Source organism: Pseudochrobactrum kiredjianiae, assembly GCF_030362795.1.
In the GTDB taxonomy this organism is placed as follows: domain Bacteria; phylum Pseudomonadota; class Alphaproteobacteria; order Rhizobiales; family Rhizobiaceae; genus Pseudochrobactrum; species Pseudochrobactrum kiredjianiae.
Window position 1 is genome coordinate 415102 of the sequence record NZ_JAUCBM010000001.1, and the last position, 19227, is coordinate 434328.

Below are 19227 nucleotides of genomic sequence, written 5' to 3' on the forward strand. Positions count from 1 at the left end.
GCCTGTGCCGGAATGGTGGTGCATTGTCTGAAATCAGGCGGGACAGCATGACACATAATTTGTTGCAGCATAAAAAATCAGCATTGATCCTTGGCACTGCTTTGACAGTGTTGAGCTTTGGTAGTGCACTGGCGCAAGAGAAAAAGCAGGAAACTGTTCAGCTCAAAGAGATTATTGTGACTGCCGGACGCACACCGATTGAAGAAGGCAAAACCGGCCGTGCGGTGACTGTTATTACCGGTAAGCAGCTTGAGCAAAATCAGGTGCGCTATGTGGCTGATGCCCTGCGCATGGTGCCGGGTTTTGCGGTGTCACGCTCAGGCTCTAAAGGTGGCATGACCAATATCCGTGTGCGCGGTGCGGAATCCAATCATCTGTTGGTGATGGTTGATGGCGTTGAAATGAATGCAGCATCCGGCGACGCCTTTGATTTCGGTGCTTTGCAGGCAGCAGATATTGAGCGGATTGAAATTCTGCGCGGCCCTCAGAGCGCTTTCTGGGGTTCTAATGCACTGGCCGGTGTGGTGAATATCATCACCAAGGGCGGCAAACGCGATGGTTTCAAAATCAGTGGTACAACAGAAGGCGGCAGCCAGAATTCATGGCTTGGCGGTGTGTTGTTACAGGGTGGCGCTGAAAATTACGACATGGCTCTTGGTGCATCTTATCGCCGTACCAAAGGTTTCAATATTTCCAATGTTGGTGATGAAAAAGACGGAGATGAGAACCTGACATTGAACGGTAAGGTCAATGTTGATCTTACCGATACAGCGAAGCTGGATGCGACTTTGCGTTATGTGAAGAACCGCACTGACCTTGATAATATGACATCTCTTAAGCCGCTGGATTCTCTTGGTCTGGAAGGTAAGACGAATGAGTTGCTCGGCAGTGTTGGTCTGACATGGACTGCCCTGGATGATGCGCTGACACAAAAGCTGCGCTTTAGCGGCAGTGATCGTAAATACGAATATATCGCACCGGATTATCCGGCGGAAAATAAAGGCAGCCGTTATAAGGCTTCCTATCAGGCGACCTATGCTTTTGATACGCCATCATTTGCTGATGCTCATCACAAGATCACCGGTGGTATCGAGTGGCAGCAGGAGCGGTTCCGTCAGGTTCCTGTAACTTTTCCTGTTTACGATGAGACACAATTCGAGAAGCATAAGCGTTCGATGTATTCGTTTATCGGAGAATATAACGGTGAGTTTGCCGATCAGTTTTATGTCAATCTCGGCCTGCGTCATGATGTGAATAAAGATTTTGATGACGCGACGACTTTCTCATTGAGTGGTGCATGGGCTATTCCTGATACGAACGCCCGTTTGCATAGTTCTGTTGGTACCGGTGTGACCAATCCGACTTTTTATGAGCAATTTGGTTTTATCCCGAGCAGTTTTGTTGGCAACTCGTCTTTGAAACCTGAAAAAAGTCTCGGTTGGGATATCGGTCTGGAATATGCATTCTTTGACGGTCTCGTTGTAACAGACGTTACCTATTTTAATCAGGATTTGCGTGATGAAATTGTTTCGATCTATAATCCTGACTTTACATCAACTGTGAAAAATCTTGATGGAAAAAGCCGCCGCCACGGTGTGGAACTGGCTGCAACGCTGAATCTGTTCCACGGTTTCACAGCAGGCGGTAGCTATACCTATACGTCTTCGAAAGGTGCGGACGATCTTGATGCTGTTCGCCGCCCACGCCATTCCGGTTCTGTAAATATGGCTTATACCTTCTATGAGGATCGTGCACGCCTGTTCGGGGAAGCAATCTTCAATGGAAAAATGGAGGATGTTGCATTTATCAGCGGCGCGTCTTCCCGTGTTAATCTCGGCAGTTACACCGTCGTCAATATTGGCGGCAGCTATAAATTTACCGATAAGCTGGAAGGTTTTGCTCGCATCGAAAACCTGTTCGACAAGAAATATCAGGAAGTTTACGGCTATAACACACCGGGTCGCGGTGCGTTTGCCGGTTTGAAAGCTTCTTTCTGAGCATGATGCGTTCAAGCGCTCTTCGCAACTTTATCAAAAGGCAGGCCGTACTCGCGGCCTGCCTTTTGTGTTTCTGCGCAGGGATAAGCCAAGCGCAGGCAGTGCCCAAACGCGTGGTGTCTTTGAACCTTTGTACGGATATTCTGGCACTTTCACTGGCTGAGCCGTCTCAGCTGGTTTCTGTCAGTCACATTGCAGCGGATGCCGTTTCCTCTCCGGTTGCGGAAGCTGCCAAAACCTATCATTTGAACCGTTCAGGGCTTGAAGAGATATTATCGCTGAAACCTGATCTGGTGCTGGCGTCGGTTTATACTGCTCCGCATATCCTTGCTGCTTTAGAACGAGCGGGGATAGCGGTTGAGCGTTTCGGCTATGCACAGAGTTTTGCGGATATCGCTCAGCAGATTGCGCAAATGGGGCAGGCTCTGGGGCAGCAAGACAAAGCTGAGGCGCAGATTACCGAGATCAACCGGACAATCGGCGTTGTGAAGAAAACGGCGCAGCCGGTAACCGCGCTTCTTTATGAGCCGAATGGCTATACATCCGGTGCGGGGACATTGGCGGATGAGATCATGAAACAGCTTGGTATCAGCAATCTGGCAGCAGGAGATAGCAGGTTGGCTGCAGGGCGTGTGACACTGGAAGACTTGATTCGGCTGAAGCCGGATATGATTATCGAGCCTGAATTTTATGAGAAACCGGCATTGGCCTATCAGAATTATCGTCATCCGGTTATGCAGGCGCTGGTCAGTGAACAAGGGCGTAAAACCCAGCATATTGCTGTCCCGGGGCGCTATTGGTCTTGCGGTTCAATCTACACACTGCAAGCAGTGAAAATTTTGCAGCGTGCCCGACAGATAAACGGAGAGTGATGATGGACCAGAACCGGCGCTATTATGGTCTGTTGCTTGCGCTTGGCGTGATACTGATCGCCCTGTTTGCTGTCTCATTACTGACCGGCTCGAATTCTATCAGTCTTATGCAAGGACTATCGGCGCTGATTGGTATTGGCGACGGTGATACAGTGCTGATTATGCAGCAATTGCGTCTTCCCCGTGCCTTGCTGGGTTTAATGATCGGGCTGACACTGGGCTTGTCCGGTGCGGCTTTGCAGGGCTATTTGCGCAATCCATTGGCTGAACCCGGATTGCTCGGTGTCAGTTCATCCGCATCGCTTGGTGCAGTTCTGGCGCTATATAGCGGCCTGTCTTTGATGTTTCCTTTGAGCCTCCCGCTGATGGCTTTGGGTTTTGCTTTTGTCGCCGTCATTTTGGTGCAGTTTCTGGCAGGCCGCAGCGGCTCTACGATCACGGTCATTCTCGCCGGTGTGGCTGTCTCGGCTTTTTCCGGTGCGCTGACATCGCTGGCGCTGAGCCTTGCTCCCAATCCTTTTGCGCTGATGGAAATCGTTTTCTGGATGCTTGGCTCTTTGAATGACCGCTCTATGATGCATGTATGGCTGGTTTTGCCGTTTATGGCGCTCGGCTGGGTCATGTTGCTATTTTCCGGCCGTTCATTGGATGCATTGACATTGGGGCAGGAGACAGCAGCGAGCATGGGTGTTGATTTGCGCAAAGTACAGTTTCTTGTCGTGGCAGGAACGGCGGTCAGTGTTGGTGCTGCAACGGCTGTGGCCGGTAGCATCGGCTTTATCGGGCTGGTGGTACCGCATATTTTGCGCCCATTAATCGGTTCGCGGCCATCACATTTGTTACCGGCTTCGGCTCTGGGTGGTGCGGTAATGTTGCTGGCAGCGGATATTTTTGTACGGCTTATTCTGCCGGAAAAAGATCTGAAACTCGGCGTGCTCACAGCACTGATCGGTGCGCCGTTCTTCCTGCATCTGGTTTGGAAATTGCGTAAAGGAGCAGAAATTTGAGCCTGTTACGCGTAGAAAATCTCTCAGTTGCCCGCCAGAAACGCATGGTTGTGGACGGCATTTTTTTTGATGTCGGAGAAGGTGAGTTTGTCGGATTGATCGGCCCGAATGGTGCAGGAAAGTCAACATTATTGCGCGCTATTCTCGCGCAGCTGCCTTATCAGGGATCTGTGATTTTGAACGGGCAGGAGAGTGCGCAGCTTAAAAACGCTAAACGTGCGCAGATGCTGTCTTATATTGCGCAGGATCGTGAGATCAGTTGGAATATGCGCGTTGAAGCCGTCGTGCAGTTGGGAAGGCTTGCCCGATTGTCACATTTTTCCGGATTGAGTTTGCAGGATCAGCAATTGGTGGAAAGTGCCATCAATGCGCTGGAAATCGGGCATCTGCGCGATAAACCGGCACGGGAGTTGTCCGGCGGTGAGCAGGCGCGGGTTTTGATTGCCCGTGCGCTTGCACAGGATACGCCGCTGATGCTGGCTGACGAGCCGGTCGCCGGACTTGATCCGTCACATCAGCTTGGCCTGATGCAGATTTTCCGTGATCTTGCAGCTGGTGGTCGCAGTATTATCTGTACTTTGCATGATTTGGGATTGGCAGCGCGCTGGTGTACGCGATTGCTATTGATGAAAAACGGACGCTTGGTTGCTGATGGAACACCAGCAGAGATTTTGAGCGATGATGTGATCCGCGATCTTTATGGTGTGGATGTTTATCGCGCAGAAACTACCGACGGGCTGATTATCCAGCCGGTTAATATCGTGAAATAAAAAAAGCCGCTTCAACTTTGAAGCGGCTTTTAAATGCACCTACAGCATAATTCCTTAAATTTGAATCAGTTTAAGGTAAAATTACGCTGTAAATATAAAGTGTTAGAGCGACTTTTGTGCGCCCAAGAGGGCGCACGGCGCTCTAATTGGCGATTATACGTCCAGATTGGCAACGCTCAGTGCATTGTCCTGAATGAATTCGCGACGTGGTTCAACCTCATCACCCATCAGACGTGAGAACAGTGCATCGGCACTGGTAACATCCGGAATTTTTACCTGCAAAAGTGAGCGGGCATTCGGATCAAGCGTGGTTTCCCACAGTTGATCGGCATTCATTTCGCCAAGACCCTTATAGCGCTGCAGCGAAAGGCCCTTACGGCCGGTTGCGAAAATCGCTTCCAGCAGCTGAATGGCACCAGAAATCGTTTCGGTTTTATCCTTACGGCGCAGAACCGGCGGCGTAGCGTAAACTTCAGTGAGACGTTCACTGAAACGATCAAGCTGACGGGCATCGGCAGAGCCGAGCAAAGCCATATCGATCAGTGCAGTATCTTTTACGCCGCGCAGCATGCGTTCAAAACGGAAGCCTTCTTCCGGAGAATAGGAGCCGCTCCAGCCGCGCTCCATATCTTCGGCAATCATGTCGAGGCGTTTGGCTACTGCATCGGCCAGAGCCTGCGCTTTTGCCGGATCGTTCGAGGCTTCCACATTCATAGCACCGGCAATCACGGCTTGCTCAACCACCGCACGGTCATAGCGTGTGTGCAGACCAGCAAGAAGCGTACGCAAATTGCGCGCATCATTGACGACAGCCATCAGATCAGCGCTGGCACGCACTTCACCATTGCCAAGTTGCAATGAAGCTTCTTCCAGACCTGTTTCGATCAGGAAGTCCTCAAAAGCGGCTTCATCTTTAATGTATTGCGAGGACTTGCCGCGGGTCACTTTGTACAGCGGCGGCTGCGCAATATAGATATGACCACGTTCAATCAACTCCGGCATCTGACGGAAGAAGAAAGTCAGCAGCAGGGTTCGAATGTGGGCACCATCGACGTCAGCATCCGTCATGATGATGATTTTATGGTAGCGCAGCTTATCGGGATTGAAACCGCTGGTTTCGTCTTTACCGATGGATGTACCAAGAGCCATAATCAGCGTGCCGATCTGGTCGGATGACAGCATGCGATCAAAACGCGCGCGTTCGACGTTAAGAATTTTACCACGCAGCGGCAGAATGGCCTGATTTTGACGCGAACGTCCGCCCTTTGCAGAGCCACCAGCTGAGTCACCCTCAACGATGAAGATTTCAGATTTGGCAGGATCACGCTCCTGACAGTCAGCCAGCTTGCCCGGCAGAGAGGTAATATCCAACGCACCTTTACGGCGGGTCAGGTCGCGGGCTTTACGTGCAGCTTCACGCGCTGCTGCCGCTTCCACAACCTTAGCCATCAGCACTTTAGCTTCGCCCGGATGCTCTTCCAGCCATGTGGCCAGCGCTTCATTGACAAGGCTTTCCACAATTGGTCGGACTTCCGAGGAAACCAGCTTGTCTTTGGTCTGGGACGAGAATTTCGGATCCGGCACTTTCACGGAAAGAACCGCTGTCAGACCCTCACGGCAATCATCACCGGTCAGACTGACTTTTTCTTTTTTTGTCGTGCCCGAGCTTTCCGCATAGCCGGTCATCTGACGGGTCAACGCGCCGCGGAAACCGGCCAGATGTGTGCCGCCATCGCGCTGCGGAATATTGTTGGTGAAGCACAACACGCGCTCATGATAGGTGTCGTTCCACCACATCGCGACTTCAACGGTCATGCCGTCTTTTTCGCTGATGATATAGATCGGCTCCTCCAGCAGAGGTTTCTTGGCCTGATCGATATATTTAACGAACTCCTGCAAGCCGCCGTCATAATGCAGAATTTGCTCAATCACATCGGCATGACGCTTGTCTGACAGTTTGATACGTACACCGGAATTGAGGAAGGCCAGTTCGCGCAAACGGCGCTCCAGCGTTTCATAATCAAATTCCACCATGGTGAAAGTATCAGGCGATGGCAGGAAGCTGACTTCGGTGCCTGTCTCATTGCCTGCATCACCGGTCACTACCAGCGGCGCATCGGCGACGCCATGAGTAAAGCTCATTTCATGAATCTTACCGGCGCGACGGATTTTCAGTTTCAGCCAGATGGACAGCGCATTCACAACCGACACGCCCACGCCGTGCAGACCGCCGGAAACCTTATAGGAATTCTGGTCGAACTTACCGCCCGCATGCAGCTGGGTCATAATAACTTCAGCGGCTGAAACGCCCTCTTCCTTATGGATATCGGTCGGAATACCACGACCATTATCGGTCACGGTGCAGGAACCGTCGGCATTCAATGACACGGTGACCAAAGTTGCATGACCGGCCAGCGCCTCGTCAATTGCGTTGTCCACCACCTCGTAAACCATGTGATGCAGGCCGGAGCCGTCATCAGTGTCACCGATATACATGCCCGGGCGCTTACGCACCGCATCAAGCCCTTTCAGAACGCGGATGGAATCTGCGCCATATTCGGAATTATTCGCATTAATATCTGCGGAAAGGTTCTCGCCGTGAGGATTTTCAGTGGTCTCGCTCATGAAAGACTTTCGTTAGCGTTGCCGTCAGGCATATGCCTTCCGGTAAAGATTTGGGCTGATGACAGATTCTGCACGCGGTATAGCCGAAAAGTGCTGAAACGAATCAGGCTGAAATAGTAAGTTTAATATAGTCGCTGAGCGCTGATTTACCAAATTTTACCGCCGGAAATCGGCATAATTACCAGCTTTTATGCAATAATCCGCACCCATGGCAAAAGACGGCGTAAGAGCCTGTCTGCCATGGGAGCGGATCGCTTCATTCGCCGCTGTTAACGCTTATCAGACCGTTACAAACTGCCCCATCATGCCGACATCTTCATGTTCCAATACATGGCAATGGAACATGAACGGATGCGAGCGCTTGCCCTCTGCTTTGAAATGCACCAGCAGTTCGGCTTCTCCGTCAACCAGCACAGTGTCTTTCCAGCCTTTTTGATAATCCGGTGCTGCCTGACCGTTCTTGGAAAGTACGCGGAAATTCGCACCGTGAATATGGAAAGGATGCCCCATTTCAACGGCCTTCAGTTTCCAGATTTCCATGGAGCCGAGTTTGGCCTCCACATCCACGCGGCTCATGTCGAAAGGCTTGTCAGCAATCGACATGGTAATGCCGGAGGTGGCGGCTGTCAGGGATGGCCCCATCTGGTCAGCGGTGCGTGCTGAATGCTCTCCATGATCCATCTCTCCGGACATCATTTCCTGCATTTTAGATGGTTGCGGCATTTGCATCTGCCCCATCTGGCTGTGATCCATTTTGCTATGGTCCATTTGCCCCATAGGGGAACTTTCACCGCCCATCATTTTTTTGCGCATCATGGCCATATTGCCAGCCATGTTTTCATCAAAAATGAAAGAACGGGTTTTGACAGATTTGGCCGGGTCAGCAGCAGCCGGTTCTTCCAATGCGGAAACAAGTTTCATCACATCGGCTTTCAGACCATCACTCACCTCAAAACGCATCAGATGTTCAAGGCTTTGTGCATCACTCAGTTTCGGTGTTCTGCCGGAGCCGTCATCAGGCAGGCTGGTAAAGTCCGCCGCCATACCATTGGAAAAATCGACCAGCACTTCGTAACGTTCACCCGGTGCAATGGTCAGAATATTGACAGCTACTGGTTTGGCGAGGAAGCCGCCATCCGAGGCAATCGCGTGCATCATCCGGCCATCGCTGAAATGGAAGTGATAATTGCGTGAATTGGAAGCATTGAGCAGACGCAGACGCACAATGCTCTGTGGCACGGTTGCGATTGGTGCAATCGCACCGTTTACAGTCAGATATTGGCCACGGAAACCATGCATCAGATCCATAAAGTCCGGCGCATAAACATTGTCACCGTCAATCACGCGACGATCCTGAAAAGCGAGGAACAGATCGTCGGAACCGAATGTTTCCGGCAATCCGCGCTCACGGTCGCCGCCATCACTGACATGCAGCAGACCGGCTGCCCCCATATGCGCCTGACGGGCAGTGTCCATATGTGTATGCGGGTGGAACCAGTTGAACGATGCCGGTTGATTGATGTCAAATTCCGGCTGCCATGTTGCGTCAGCATTAATCACATTATGCGGGCCGCCATCCATATCAGACGGGATCATCAGCCCGTGCCAATGCAGGGTTGTAACATCATCCATGGCATTTTCAACGGCAAAGCGCACATGCGATTTATTCTGCAGGCGTACAACCGGCCCGAAATAATTGCCGTTAATACCGGCGGATGCAGCGCTGCTGCCTGCCTGAAAACTATGACGGCCTTTAGCGATTTTTAGCTTGATCAAGCCGCTATTATCCGGCTGCAAAAGAGCGGGATGGGGCAGTTTCACCCCTGTGGCCGACTTGGCTGCGGCAGGTGCCATATTGTGCATGTCATGCGCACCTTGTGCACTGGCGCGATTGAGGTGCAAAGCTGGCAGCGCAACAGCAGACAAGCCGCCGAGGCCGAACATTAAAGCGTGACGACGATTGATGATTTTCATCGGAATACTCCGTTTATGTCAGAAAATAGCTGTCCTTCGCACGAATGATTTGTGCGTCAGGAAATGTGATTTTCAGGCAAAAACAGAGATCGGAGGGCGATCGGAAAGGGCAGGCGGCAGACCATGCAGAGCCTGCATATAGGGCACTGTCAGAACGCGCGGTATAAGATCGAGCTGTGTCATCACAGGCGGCACCGGAACAGGCACAACACAACCGCTGACCGAACAGGCCATACCTTTTTTGCTGTGATGCTGGTCAGAGGGCATATCCTGATGGGATTGCCCGTGTTCCGTGGTTTTATGTGCTGATGAATGAGCGGCAATCGTATCGTTTATCGGGGTAACCGGAAACGTATAGGCTTGAGCAGACATCTGGAAAGCGCAGAACTGTAACATCATAAATGCAAGCAAAAACAGCATGAGCCGGTAAGGCAGCCTGATGATGTTGATTGCGGATGACACAGGTGGCAGCTTTCGTTTTCTCTTGAATTTCAATAGATATAGGCAGGTGGGGCAGCATTGACCAGTGCTGCCTTTAAACGTCATGACAGATAATTACGGCGAAATTTAACAAGTCGCTGTTTTGCCTTATTGTCTTTCCTATATTTGTTTGGATAAACGCTGTTTCCGGTGCTATTTGGGGGCGCAGGACTGATACCAGAACAGCATGATGAAGCATTTTTTAAGGATGGCATCATGACTGAATTGACAAGAAATTCATTTTCCAATGGCGGTGCAAATCCGGCAGGGCAACCATTTGTGCCGCCTGCGCCAATCCCCCGCAAAAGTCCGGTCGGACGGCTGGAGCTGATGCGGATTGCCTATCGCAATCCTTTAGAGCTCTGGGGCGAACCATCCTATAATGAGCCGTGGGTTGAGGTAAACTGGATCGGGATGCGCACGATTATTGCCAATGATCCTAAACTGATCCGTCATGTTCTGGTCGAAAATCCGCAAAACTATCCGATGGGGACTGTCCGGCAGCGTGTGCTGCGACCGATCTTGCGTGATGGTTTGCTGACGGCTGAAGGCACAACATGGCGGCGTTCGCGCAAAGCAATAGCGCCGGTTTTCACGCCGCGCCATATTCATGGTTTTGCCGATGCTATGCTGAAAAGTGTGCAGGAATTTACCACGCGCTATCAGATTGCCGGAACGGTAACGGATGTGTCACGGGATATGACCCTGCTGACCTATGATATTCTGGCGGAGACCTTGTTTTCCGGTGAGATTGCAGGTGATCCGAAGGAGTTTGCCCGTCAGACTGATCGCTTGTTTGAAACGATGGGACGGGTCGATCCGTTTGATCTGCTTGGCGCTCCGGACTGGCTGCCACGATTTACGCAGTTGCGTGGTCGTCGTTCCCTCGGCTTTTTTCGCTCGATTGTTGCGCAGACTATTCAGCTGCGTAAAGACCGGATGGATCGCGGCGAGAGAGTGCCGAATGATTTTCTGACATTGCTGCTGCAGGCAGAAACCTCACCGGACAAGCCCGATGGTCTGTCGCGGGATGAGATTGAGGATAATCTGATTACTTTTATCGGTGCAGGACATGAAACAACTGCCCGTGCTCTCGGCTGGACACTCTATCTGCTGGCGCAAGCACCATCGGAACGCGCGATTGTTGAAGCGGAAATTGATGCGTTTATGGCAGGTGAGGGTAAGGATTTACCGCCGCATCAATGGCTGGAAAAACTACCGCTAACCCGCGCTGCTTTTGAGGAAGCGATGCGGCTTTATCCGCCTGCACCGTCTATTAATCGTGAGGCGCTTGCGGATGACAAGTTCGGTGATCTCAAAATTCGGGCGGGTACTGCGGTTATTGTGATGCCTTGGACAATCCACCGGCACCAGAAATATTGGGACAATCCGGAAGCTTTTATTCCGGCGCGGTTCCATCCGCAAAACCGCGATAAAATCGACCGCTTTCAGTATCTGCCTTTTGGTGCGGGGTCGCGTGTTTGTATCGGCGGCAGTTTTGCCATGCAGGAGGCGGTGATTGCTCTGGGGGTTCTGTTGTCAAAGCATCGTTTTGATATGGTGGGCGATGCAAAACCGTGGCCGGTACAGAAACTGACCACTCAGCCTAAAAACGGCCTGCTGATGAAGGTGACGCCGCGCTGAGTTTCAGCGCGGCACATGACACATATTCCGTTTTTGACGCGCCATTTGCAGCCCGTCAAAGCTGAAATATCACAGACGGGCGGCGTGCCAGCGCAAGTGCTCATCCATAAAGGTTGAGATGAAATAATAGGAATGGTCATAGCCATCCTGCATATTCAGCGTCAGCGGAATACCGGCTTTGGCGCAGGCTTCCTGCAACAGCCACGGGCGCAGACCATCATCGAGAAAACCGTCCGAAGTCCCCTGATCAACCAGTAGGCTTTCAATCCGGTGGCCGTCTTCAATCAGCGCGGTTGTATCATAAGCGCGCCATACGCTCTGATCGTTTCCGAGATATTTTTCAAAGGCAGGCTTCGACCATCCGGCTGTGGAGGGCTGGGCAATCGGTGCAAAGGCCGAAACAGATTTGAAGCGTTCAGGGTTTTTCAGAGCGATGGTGATCGCGCCATGGCCGCCCATGGAGTGACCGGTGATCGCCTGATGGGACATATCCAGCGGAAATTTCTGAGCGACCAGCTCGGTCAGTTCTTCCGTGATATAGCTGTACATATTATAGTTTTTAGCAAAAGGCGCTTCTGTAGCATCGAGATAGAAACCGGCACCTTTACCAAACTGCCAGTTATCCGGTTCGTCCGGCACATCATCACCGCGCGGGCTGGTATCAGGGCAGAGAATAGCAATGCCAAGCTCGGCAGCAAGGCGGCGATATTCGCCTTTATCCATCACATTTTGGTGGGTGCAGGTCAGGCCGGAGAGATACCACAAAACTGGCACCGGCCCCTGTTCGGCCTGTGGCGGCAGAAACAACGCAAAGGTCATATCGCATTGGCAAGCTTCGCTTTTATGACGATAGACGCCTTGCGTGCCACCAAATGCTTTGGCTTTTGAAATGGTTTCCATATGGGGCTCCTAAAGCATGTCGCAGCTCAATGAATTCATTGAGCGTCCGCGAACATGCGGTAAATAAAAGAAGTTAGCGCGAGCACTATAAGCACAATTAAACGTGACACGCGCTAGAGGTTTCAGCCCAGCTCCATCGCGACATTAACCGCTGCCGCAACCAGAACCGTGTTGAAAAAGAAAGAGATAATGCAATGCGGCAGCGTCAGCGCCCGCATTTGTCTGGTGGTGACTGCTGTGTCACCGGTACCGGCAGACATGCCGATCATATAAGCACAATAGACAAAGTCCCAGCCGGCCGGATCGGGGGTGTTGGGAATTTCCATGCCCCGCTTATACGGGTCTTCATGGGCGCCGCCTTTGCGCTGCCAGTAAACATGGGCGTAATGCAAAGCGGCCATCATATGCATGGTTGCCCAGCCCAATGGCACAGACAGCAAAGTAGTGAGGAGCGAGAGAATATCCGGCTCCGGTTTGCGGTTCACTAGAATGAACATGGAGACAACCGCAACAATCACAATGGCCAGCGTCAGGCCGAAGATCACCGGTGCGGGTGCATCTGTATAATCTTTCTTTCTGCGCAGACGCTCCGGCGTGAGATAGGGTAAGCGCGTTAAGGCAGCGATCAGAAAGGTCAGGAAAAAGCAGTTCGCGCCGATAACCGGCGCGAGCGGTTTGTCAAAAGGATATGACAGTGAAAAACCTGCAACACCAAGGATTGCTGCCAGATAAAAAGGCATATGGCGCAGCTGAAGTATTTTCATGTCAGATTACCGTTTTCGGAGCGAGACGCATATCAATATGCGGAATATTGTCTTCCAGATATTCTTCTGAAATAGCAACAAAACCGAACGAGCCGTAGAATTTCTGCAAATGGCTTTGCCCGCCCAGCTCAATCGGTTGGCCGGGAAAACGCGCTTGCGCAAAATCCACGGCTTCCTGCATCAGGCGCTGGCCGAGTTTATAGCCCCGATAATTTGGCGCTACAACAACACGACCGATTTTCACCGGTGCGGCTTTTTCCGGTGGCAGAACCCGCAAGCATGCTGCGAGTTCCTCACCATCAAGAATGCGCAAGTGAAAGGCGCCGATATCCTTGCCGTCTATCTCCGCAAAGGCACAATTCTGCTCGACAATAAACACGTCCATACGCAGCTTCAGCATTGCATATAAGGCGCGAGGCGTCAGATCATCGATCTCGTGCCATAGGGAAATAAACTGTGGCATCAGAATGTGATCACCGAACGGATCGACTTGCCTTCATGCATCAGATCAAACGCGGTGTTGATCTCGTCAAGCGGCATTTTATGGGTGATCAGATCATCAATATTGATCTTGCCGTCCATGTACCAGTCAACGATTTTCGGCACATCGGTGCGGCCGCGTGCGCCACCGAATGCTGTGCCTTTCCAGACGCGGCCGGTAACCAGCTGGAACGGGCGGGTGGCGATTTCCTTACCAGCTTCGGCAACGCCGATGATGATGCTTTCACCCCAGCCGCGATGGGTGCACTCCAGTGCCTGACGCATGACATCGGTATTACCGGTGGCGTCAAAGGAATAATCAGCACCGCCGTCAGTCAGATCCTGAATAGCCTGCACCACTTTGTCATTACCGACTTCCAGTGGGTTGATAAAGTCGGTCATGCCGAATTTTTTCGCCATTTCCACTTTGCCCGGATTGATATCAACGCCGATGATCTTATCGGCACCAACCATACGCGCGCCCTGAATAACATTGAGGCCGATACCGCCGAGGCCGAAGACCACCACATTGGAACCCGGGCGTACTTTTGCAGTGTAAATCACCGCGCCGATACCGGTGGTGACACCGCAGCCGATATAGCAAATCTTGTCGAAAGGAGCGTCTTCACGCACTTTGGCCAGCGCGATTTCCGGCAGAACGGTAAAGTTCGAGAAGGTCGAGCAGCCCATATAATGGAAGATTTCACCACTATCACAAGAGAAGCGCGAGGTGCGGTCCGGCATCAGCCCCTGACCCTGCGTCGCGCGGATCGAGGTGCAGAGATTGGAGCGCTGTGACAGGCAGGTTTTGCATGAACGGCATTCCGGTGTATAAAGCGGAATCACGTGGTCACCCGGACGCAGCGTGGTGACGCCGGCGCCGACTTCACGCACGATACCTGCGCCTTCATGGCCGAGAATGGCCGGAAACTTGCCCTCAGAATCAAGGCCGGACAGCGTATAGGCATCGGTATGGCAAACGCCGGTTGCCATGATTTCCACCAGCACTTCACCTGGCTTCGGGCCACCGATTTCGATTGTTTCAATAGTGAGGGGCTTATTGGCCTCCCAGGCAACAGCTGCGCGCGATTTCATGGCTTTGTTCCTCTTTAAATCAGTGTCTTTTATTTCAGATAAGAGCGGATAATCCGCATAAGCTGGTCGATTTCTGTATCCATCTCAGTCGGAGTCAGAGCTGCTTGCGGTTGCTGGAAGGTCTCTTTTAAATGGCTTTCCAACACCTCAGCCATCAGGCCGGTAGCGGCGCCGCGCATGGCGGCAAGCTGCTGTAAAAGCGCGCCGCATTCTGTGCCTTCCTCAACCGCACGCTCAAGCGCCTCCGCCTGTCCTTTAATACGGCGCAGGCGTGTCATGACGCGTTTCTTGGCTTCCGGTGAGTGGGGCATAGTTTTCCGCCGTTTGAATTTATGATGAAAATATATACTATGGGGGAGTATGTCAATTGATGTGCAGTCTCTGTTCCTCAAGAATAGTAAAGCACATTGCGGCTGTTTATAATTCGCTGTAATCAGAATCATTTATCAGGTGCGTTGTCTTTGCCTCAGCAGTCCGTTTCATCCCTTCCGCTTTTGCCTGTCCGTGAGGCACTGCCGCAACTGGATCATGCCTTGCAGGCTGGTGGCTCTGCCGTTCTGGTTGCGCCGCCCGGTGCGGGTAAGACGACTTTGGTGCCGTTGCATCTGTTGCAGGCAGACTGGCGCAATGCTGGACGGATTATTGTACTGGAGCCGCGCAGACTGGCGGCACGGGCTGCGGCCACACAAATGGCGCGTTTGCTGGGCGAAGAGGTTGGCAAGACGGTCGGCTACCGGATGCGTCTCGACAGCCGCTATAATGCGCAGACGCAAATTCTGGTGGTGACGGAAGGCGTGTTTGCACGCATGATCCTTGATGATCCGGAATTGTCCGGTATCAGTGCGGTGCTGTTTGACGAATTTCATGAGCGCAGACTGGATGCCGATTTTGGTCTGGCATTGGCACTGGATGTGCAGGGAGCCTTGCGTCCCGATCTCAAAATTCTGGTGATGTCAGCAACGCTTGACGGTGCGCGGGTGGCGGAACTGCTCGATAATGCGCCGGTGGTGGAGAGTGAAGGCCGCAGTTTTCCGGTGGAAATCCGCTATCAGGAACGCAAAACCGATGAACGGATTGAAGATGCAATGGCGCGGACAATCCGCGCGGTTCTGGCGGATGAGCAGGGCAGTTTGCTATGTTTTCTGCCCGGTCAGGGCGAGATTGAGCGCACAGTCCGTGCCCTTGAAGGGCGTGTGGGCGAGCATGTGCTGCTTTGCCCGTTATATGGTGCTATGGACGGGCGCGATCAGGATCAGGCGATTAAACCGGCACCGGAAGGCAAACGCAAAGTTGTACTGGCAACCTCGATTGCCGAAACTTCGATCACCATTGACGGTGTGCGGGTGGTGATCGATAGCGGGTTGTCACGTCAGCCGCGTTTTGAACCAGCAACTGGTCTGACGCGGCTGGAAACCGTGCGTGCATCACAGGCGGCGATTACCCAGCGGGCAGGACGTGCGGGGCGAACCCAATCCGGCATTGCGATCCGGCTCTGGCATGAGGGGCAGACGTCCTCTCTGCCGCGCTTTACCACGCCGGAAATTCTGGAGGCTGATCTGTCATCGCTGTTGCTCGATTGTGCGGCATGGGGCGTGCAGAATGTCAGTGATTTGCGTTTGCTGGATCAGCCCTCAGCGGCTAGTCTGAAAGAAGCGGCGACCTTGCTGAAACGGCTTGGCGCATTGGATGATGACGGACGGTTGACGGTTTCCGGTGAGCAGATCAGGAAGCTCGCTTTGCCTGTACGACTTGCGCATATGGTGGCAGAGGCAGTCAAACGCGGTGAGGCTTTGCAGGCGGCCGAGCTTGCTGTGCTGATGACCGAAAGGGGGCTTGGCGGCAACGAGGTTGATCTCGATGCACGGCTTTCCCGCTTCCGCCGTGATCGCGGCGACCGTGCGCAAAAGGCGCGTGGCCTGGCGCGCTCACTGATTAAAGATTTACCGGCTGCAAATGCGCAAAGCAAAGAAGATGCCCATGCCGGTCGCTTGCTGCTGGATGCCTATCCGGATCGCGTGGCCAAAGCGCGAGGAAATGGCGGGCAGTTTATTCTGGCGAATGGGCGTGGTGGTGAGTTGGATGCCAGCCAGCATCTCTCCCGAGCATCGTGGCTGGTGGTGGCTGATCTGACCGGACGGGCAGGGGCGCAGCGTATTCTCTCTGCCGCTGAGGTGAGTGAAGAGGATATCCGCAAAAGTCTGGCGAGCCAGATCGAAGGCGGACAGCAGGTGATTTACGACCCTGAACGCAAAGCCTTGCGTGCCCGCGAGGCAGTGCGGTTGGGAGCAATAACCCTGACGGAGAAAAATCTGGCGGCACCATCTGGAGAGGCTGCCGATCTGGGCGTTGTTCAAGCTGTTCGCCAATATGGTTTGGATATTCTGCCTTGGGACAAATCTTCCTTAACGCTGCGCCGCCGTCTTGGCTGGCTTTATCGCGGACTTGGTGAGCCATGGCCGTCGATGGATGATGAATATCTGCTGGCGACACTGGAAGACTGGTTGTTGCCATTCCTGACCGGTGAGGCGCGGCTCGATAAAATCAGTCAGTCCGCTTTGATGAATGGTCTGCGCTCCCTCGTGCCGTTTGATCTGCAACGGCAGATTGATACACTGGCACCAACGCATTTTACGGTGCCGACCGGCTCCAATATCGCGATTAATTATGAAGGCGATGAGCCGGTAATCGCCGTGCGGGTGCAGGAATTGTTCGGTTTGACAACACATCCTTCCATTGCCCGCGATACGGTGCCGCTGTTGCTGGAATTATTATCTCCGGCACACCGGCCAATCCAGATCACCCGCGACTTGCCAAATTTCTGGAAAGGCTCATGGGCAGATGTGCGTACCGATATGCGCGGCCGTTATCCCCGCCATGTCTGGCCGGAAAATCCCGCAGAGGCTGATCCCACTCGACGTGCCAAACCACGCGGGACTTGAATATTTCGGCTCTGGTGGTCTGTAAATGGCACTCTTCTTCGCTTACCTAGGCTCACGTACTGGCAGTACGCTCCGCTCCGGTTCTCGTAGAGTACCATTTTCGACTCACCGTAACCAAAATATGGCGGGAGCGTTCGGGGAGAATTAGCCTGCGGCAGGATGGCGCAGATTAACTTGCGTGTGCGCGGATTTTGCCGCATAAGGCATTGTGTACGAGACATTTTACGGGGAAAGACTGAATGGCAAATGGCGATCTGATTAACCGGGCCTCGTCGCTTTCCCGTCGTTTACGTCTGACAACATTGGTACGTGTGCGCTGGTTTGCCATTACCGGTCAGACTGCCGCCGTATTGTTTGTTTCTCTCTCTCTGCATTTTGTTTTCCCGCTCGGGATCAGCTTTGCACTGATCGCCGTGTCGGCATGGCTGAACCTGTTTCTGTCCTTCCGCTATCAGCTCAATCATCGTCTGGATTTGCGCACTGTTCTGTTGGTGCTGGCCTTTGATATTCTGCAACTCACCGGCTTGCTATATCTGACCGGCGGCCTGCAAAATCCGTTTGCTGTTTTGCTGGTCGTGCCGGTGATTATTGCGGCAACAGCACTCTCAGTGCGCAGTATTCTGCTGCTTGGCCTGATGGCTATTGGTTGTGCCAGTGTTCTTGTGGTGTGGCATCTGCCGCTGCCTTGGTATAGCGGCGTGGCACTGGAATTGCCGCTGATGTTTGTCATCGGCGTCTGGTGTGCCATTGCATCCACGCTGATTTTCAGCGGCGTCTATGTCTATCGTATTGCCGAAGAAGCGCGCCTTTTAGGCGATGCTCTGAGCGCGACTGAACTGGTGTTGCAACGTGAGCAGCATCTATCGGCGCTTGATGGTCTTGCCGCTGCCGCTGCCCATGAATTGGGAACACCATTAGCAACCATCACATTGGTGGTGAAGGAAATGCAGCGCGCTTTGAAAAATGATGATCGTTATGCAGAGGATATCCAGCTGCTGTCTTCACAGGCACAGCGTTGCCGTGAGATTTTGCGACGTCTCACCAGTCTGTCTTCGGAGGGCGAAGAGCATATGTCGAAGCTGGCATTGTCTTCGCTGATTGAAGAGGTGATTGCACCGCATCGTAATTTCGGCATCCAGATTGATGTTGAGAAAAAGCCCGATCCAAAATCGACTGTTACAGAGCCGGTGGTGCGACGTAATCCCGGTGTGATTTATGGTCTTGGCAATCTTATCGAAAATGCGGTGGATTTTGCCAAGACCGAAACACAGGTGATCTGGGGCTGGGACGATCAGTCGGTGCGTATTACGATCCGCGATGACGGGAAAGGTTTCTCGACGGATATGCTCGACCGGATCGGCGAACCTTACATGTCGCGTCGTAATGATGAGCGCAATGGCGGTGGTCTGGGGCTTGGTCTGTTTATTGCCAAGACATTGCTGGAGCGTTCCGGTGCATATATCTCCTTTGCCAACCGGCCGGAGCCTGGACAGAGCGGCGCAGAGATCACAATTGTCTGGGCGCGTCAGGCACTGACGGCTTAAATATGATTCTTTCATTCCGTCAATGTGGAGAAATTTGGTTTTTTGAATAAAATATTTGTGAAATGCTATCAATTTCGGCATTTTACATTAATAGTTACATTGCATATTTGACTTTTTGACGCAGGCGCAGCAAGAA

General features: G+C 52.6%; 15 protein-coding genes. 7 read left to right on the forward strand and 8 right to left on the reverse strand.

The genetic code is table 11. The annotated features are described in order from the left end of the window. The first annotated feature begins 47 nt into the window (after window positions 1-47). The 4 genes from QUF18_RS01900 (at window position 48) to QUF18_RS01915 (ending at window position 4646) form a co-directional block, all read left to right on the forward strand. Entirely contained in the window at window positions 48-1997 is a 1950-nt protein-coding gene (locus QUF18_RS01900) for a TonB-dependent receptor plug domain-containing protein (protein ID WP_289384753.1), read from the forward strand. A gap of 101 nt (window positions 1998-2098) precedes the next feature. Next, entirely contained in the window at window positions 2099-2869 is a 771-nt protein-coding gene (locus QUF18_RS01905; RefSeq protein ID WP_289384755.1) for an ABC transporter substrate-binding protein, read from the forward strand. Window positions 2870-2871: 2 nt separating this feature from the next. Further along, complete coding sequence (locus QUF18_RS01910; protein WP_289386091.1) at window positions 2872-3876, forward strand: FecCD family ABC transporter permease; 1005 nt, start codon at window positions 2872-2874, stop codon at window positions 3874-3876. Beyond that, complete coding sequence (locus QUF18_RS01915) at window positions 3873-4646, forward strand: ABC transporter ATP-binding protein (protein WP_289384757.1); 774 nt, start codon at window positions 3873-3875, stop codon at window positions 4644-4646. The genes QUF18_RS01910 and QUF18_RS01915 overlap by 4 nt, the downstream gene beginning before the upstream one ends. A 153-nt stretch (window positions 4647-4799) precedes the next feature. Here QUF18_RS01915 and gyrB read toward each other — a convergent pair whose 3' ends face one another. The 3 genes from gyrB to QUF18_RS01930 form a co-directional block, all read right to left on the reverse strand. Beyond that, window positions 4800-7271, reverse strand: coding sequence for a DNA topoisomerase (ATP-hydrolyzing) subunit B (gene gyrB / locus QUF18_RS01920; protein WP_289384759.1), 2472 nt, complete (start codon window positions 7269-7271; stop codon window positions 4800-4802). Window positions 7272-7550: 279 nt separating this feature from the next. Then, window positions 7551-9245: a multicopper oxidase CueO gene (gene cueO / locus QUF18_RS01925; RefSeq protein WP_289384760.1), complete on the reverse strand. Its 1695-nt coding sequence runs from the start codon at window positions 9243-9245 to the stop codon at window positions 7551-7553. A 72-nt stretch (window positions 9246-9317) separates the two neighbouring features. Then, window positions 9318-9617, reverse strand: a complete 300-nt coding sequence (locus QUF18_RS01930; protein ID WP_289384761.1) for a hypothetical protein — start codon at window positions 9615-9617, stop codon at window positions 9318-9320. A gap of 324 nt (window positions 9618-9941) precedes the next feature. On the opposite strand from QUF18_RS01930, the gene QUF18_RS01935 reads away from it, so the two are divergent. Next, window positions 9942-11369, forward strand: a complete 1428-nt coding sequence (locus QUF18_RS01935; protein ID WP_289384762.1) for a cytochrome P450 — start codon at window positions 9942-9944, stop codon at window positions 11367-11369. Window positions 11370-11438: 69 nt separating this feature from the next. Here QUF18_RS01935 and fghA read toward each other — a convergent pair whose 3' ends face one another. The 5 genes from fghA to QUF18_RS01960 all read right to left on the reverse strand — a co-directional run bounded on the left by fghA (window position 11439) and on the right by QUF18_RS01960 (window position 14919). Then, entirely contained in the window at window positions 11439-12269 is an 831-nt protein-coding gene (gene fghA, locus QUF18_RS01940; protein ID WP_289384763.1) for an S-formylglutathione hydrolase, read from the reverse strand. 122 nt (window positions 12270-12391) lie between these two features. Beyond that, complete coding sequence (locus tag QUF18_RS01945) at window positions 12392-13033, reverse strand: DUF1345 domain-containing protein (RefSeq protein WP_289384765.1); 642 nt, start codon at window positions 13031-13033, stop codon at window positions 12392-12394. 1 nt (window position 13034) lies between these two features. Continuing rightward, window positions 13035-13496, reverse strand: a complete 462-nt coding sequence (locus QUF18_RS01950; protein ID WP_289384766.1) for a GNAT family N-acetyltransferase — start codon at window positions 13494-13496, stop codon at window positions 13035-13037. Beyond that, the gene (locus tag QUF18_RS01955) at window positions 13496-14608 is read right to left on the reverse strand and encodes an S-(hydroxymethyl)glutathione dehydrogenase/class III alcohol dehydrogenase (RefSeq protein ID WP_289384768.1); all 1113 of its coding nucleotides are present in this window, start codon (window positions 14606-14608) and stop codon (window positions 13496-13498) included. The genes QUF18_RS01950 and QUF18_RS01955 overlap by 1 nt, the downstream gene beginning before the upstream one ends. Before the next feature lie 29 nt (window positions 14609-14637). Beyond that, window positions 14638-14919 (reverse strand): metal/formaldehyde-sensitive transcriptional repressor, encoded by a 282-nt coding sequence (locus QUF18_RS01960; protein ID WP_289384771.1) that lies wholly within the window; start codon window positions 14917-14919, stop codon window positions 14638-14640. Between the two features lie 150 nt (window positions 14920-15069). Between QUF18_RS01960 and hrpB the strand changes: the two genes are divergently transcribed. Further along, the gene (gene hrpB, locus QUF18_RS01965; RefSeq protein ID WP_289384772.1) at window positions 15070-17547 is read left to right on the forward strand and encodes an ATP-dependent helicase HrpB; all 2478 of its coding nucleotides are present in this window, start codon (window positions 15070-15072) and stop codon (window positions 17545-17547) included. 239 nt (window positions 17548-17786) lie between these two features. Continuing rightward, complete coding sequence (locus QUF18_RS01970) at window positions 17787-19091, forward strand: ActS/PrrB/RegB family redox-sensitive histidine kinase (RefSeq protein ID WP_289384775.1); 1305 nt, start codon at window positions 17787-17789, stop codon at window positions 19089-19091. Window positions 19092-19227: the final 136 nt, after the last annotated feature.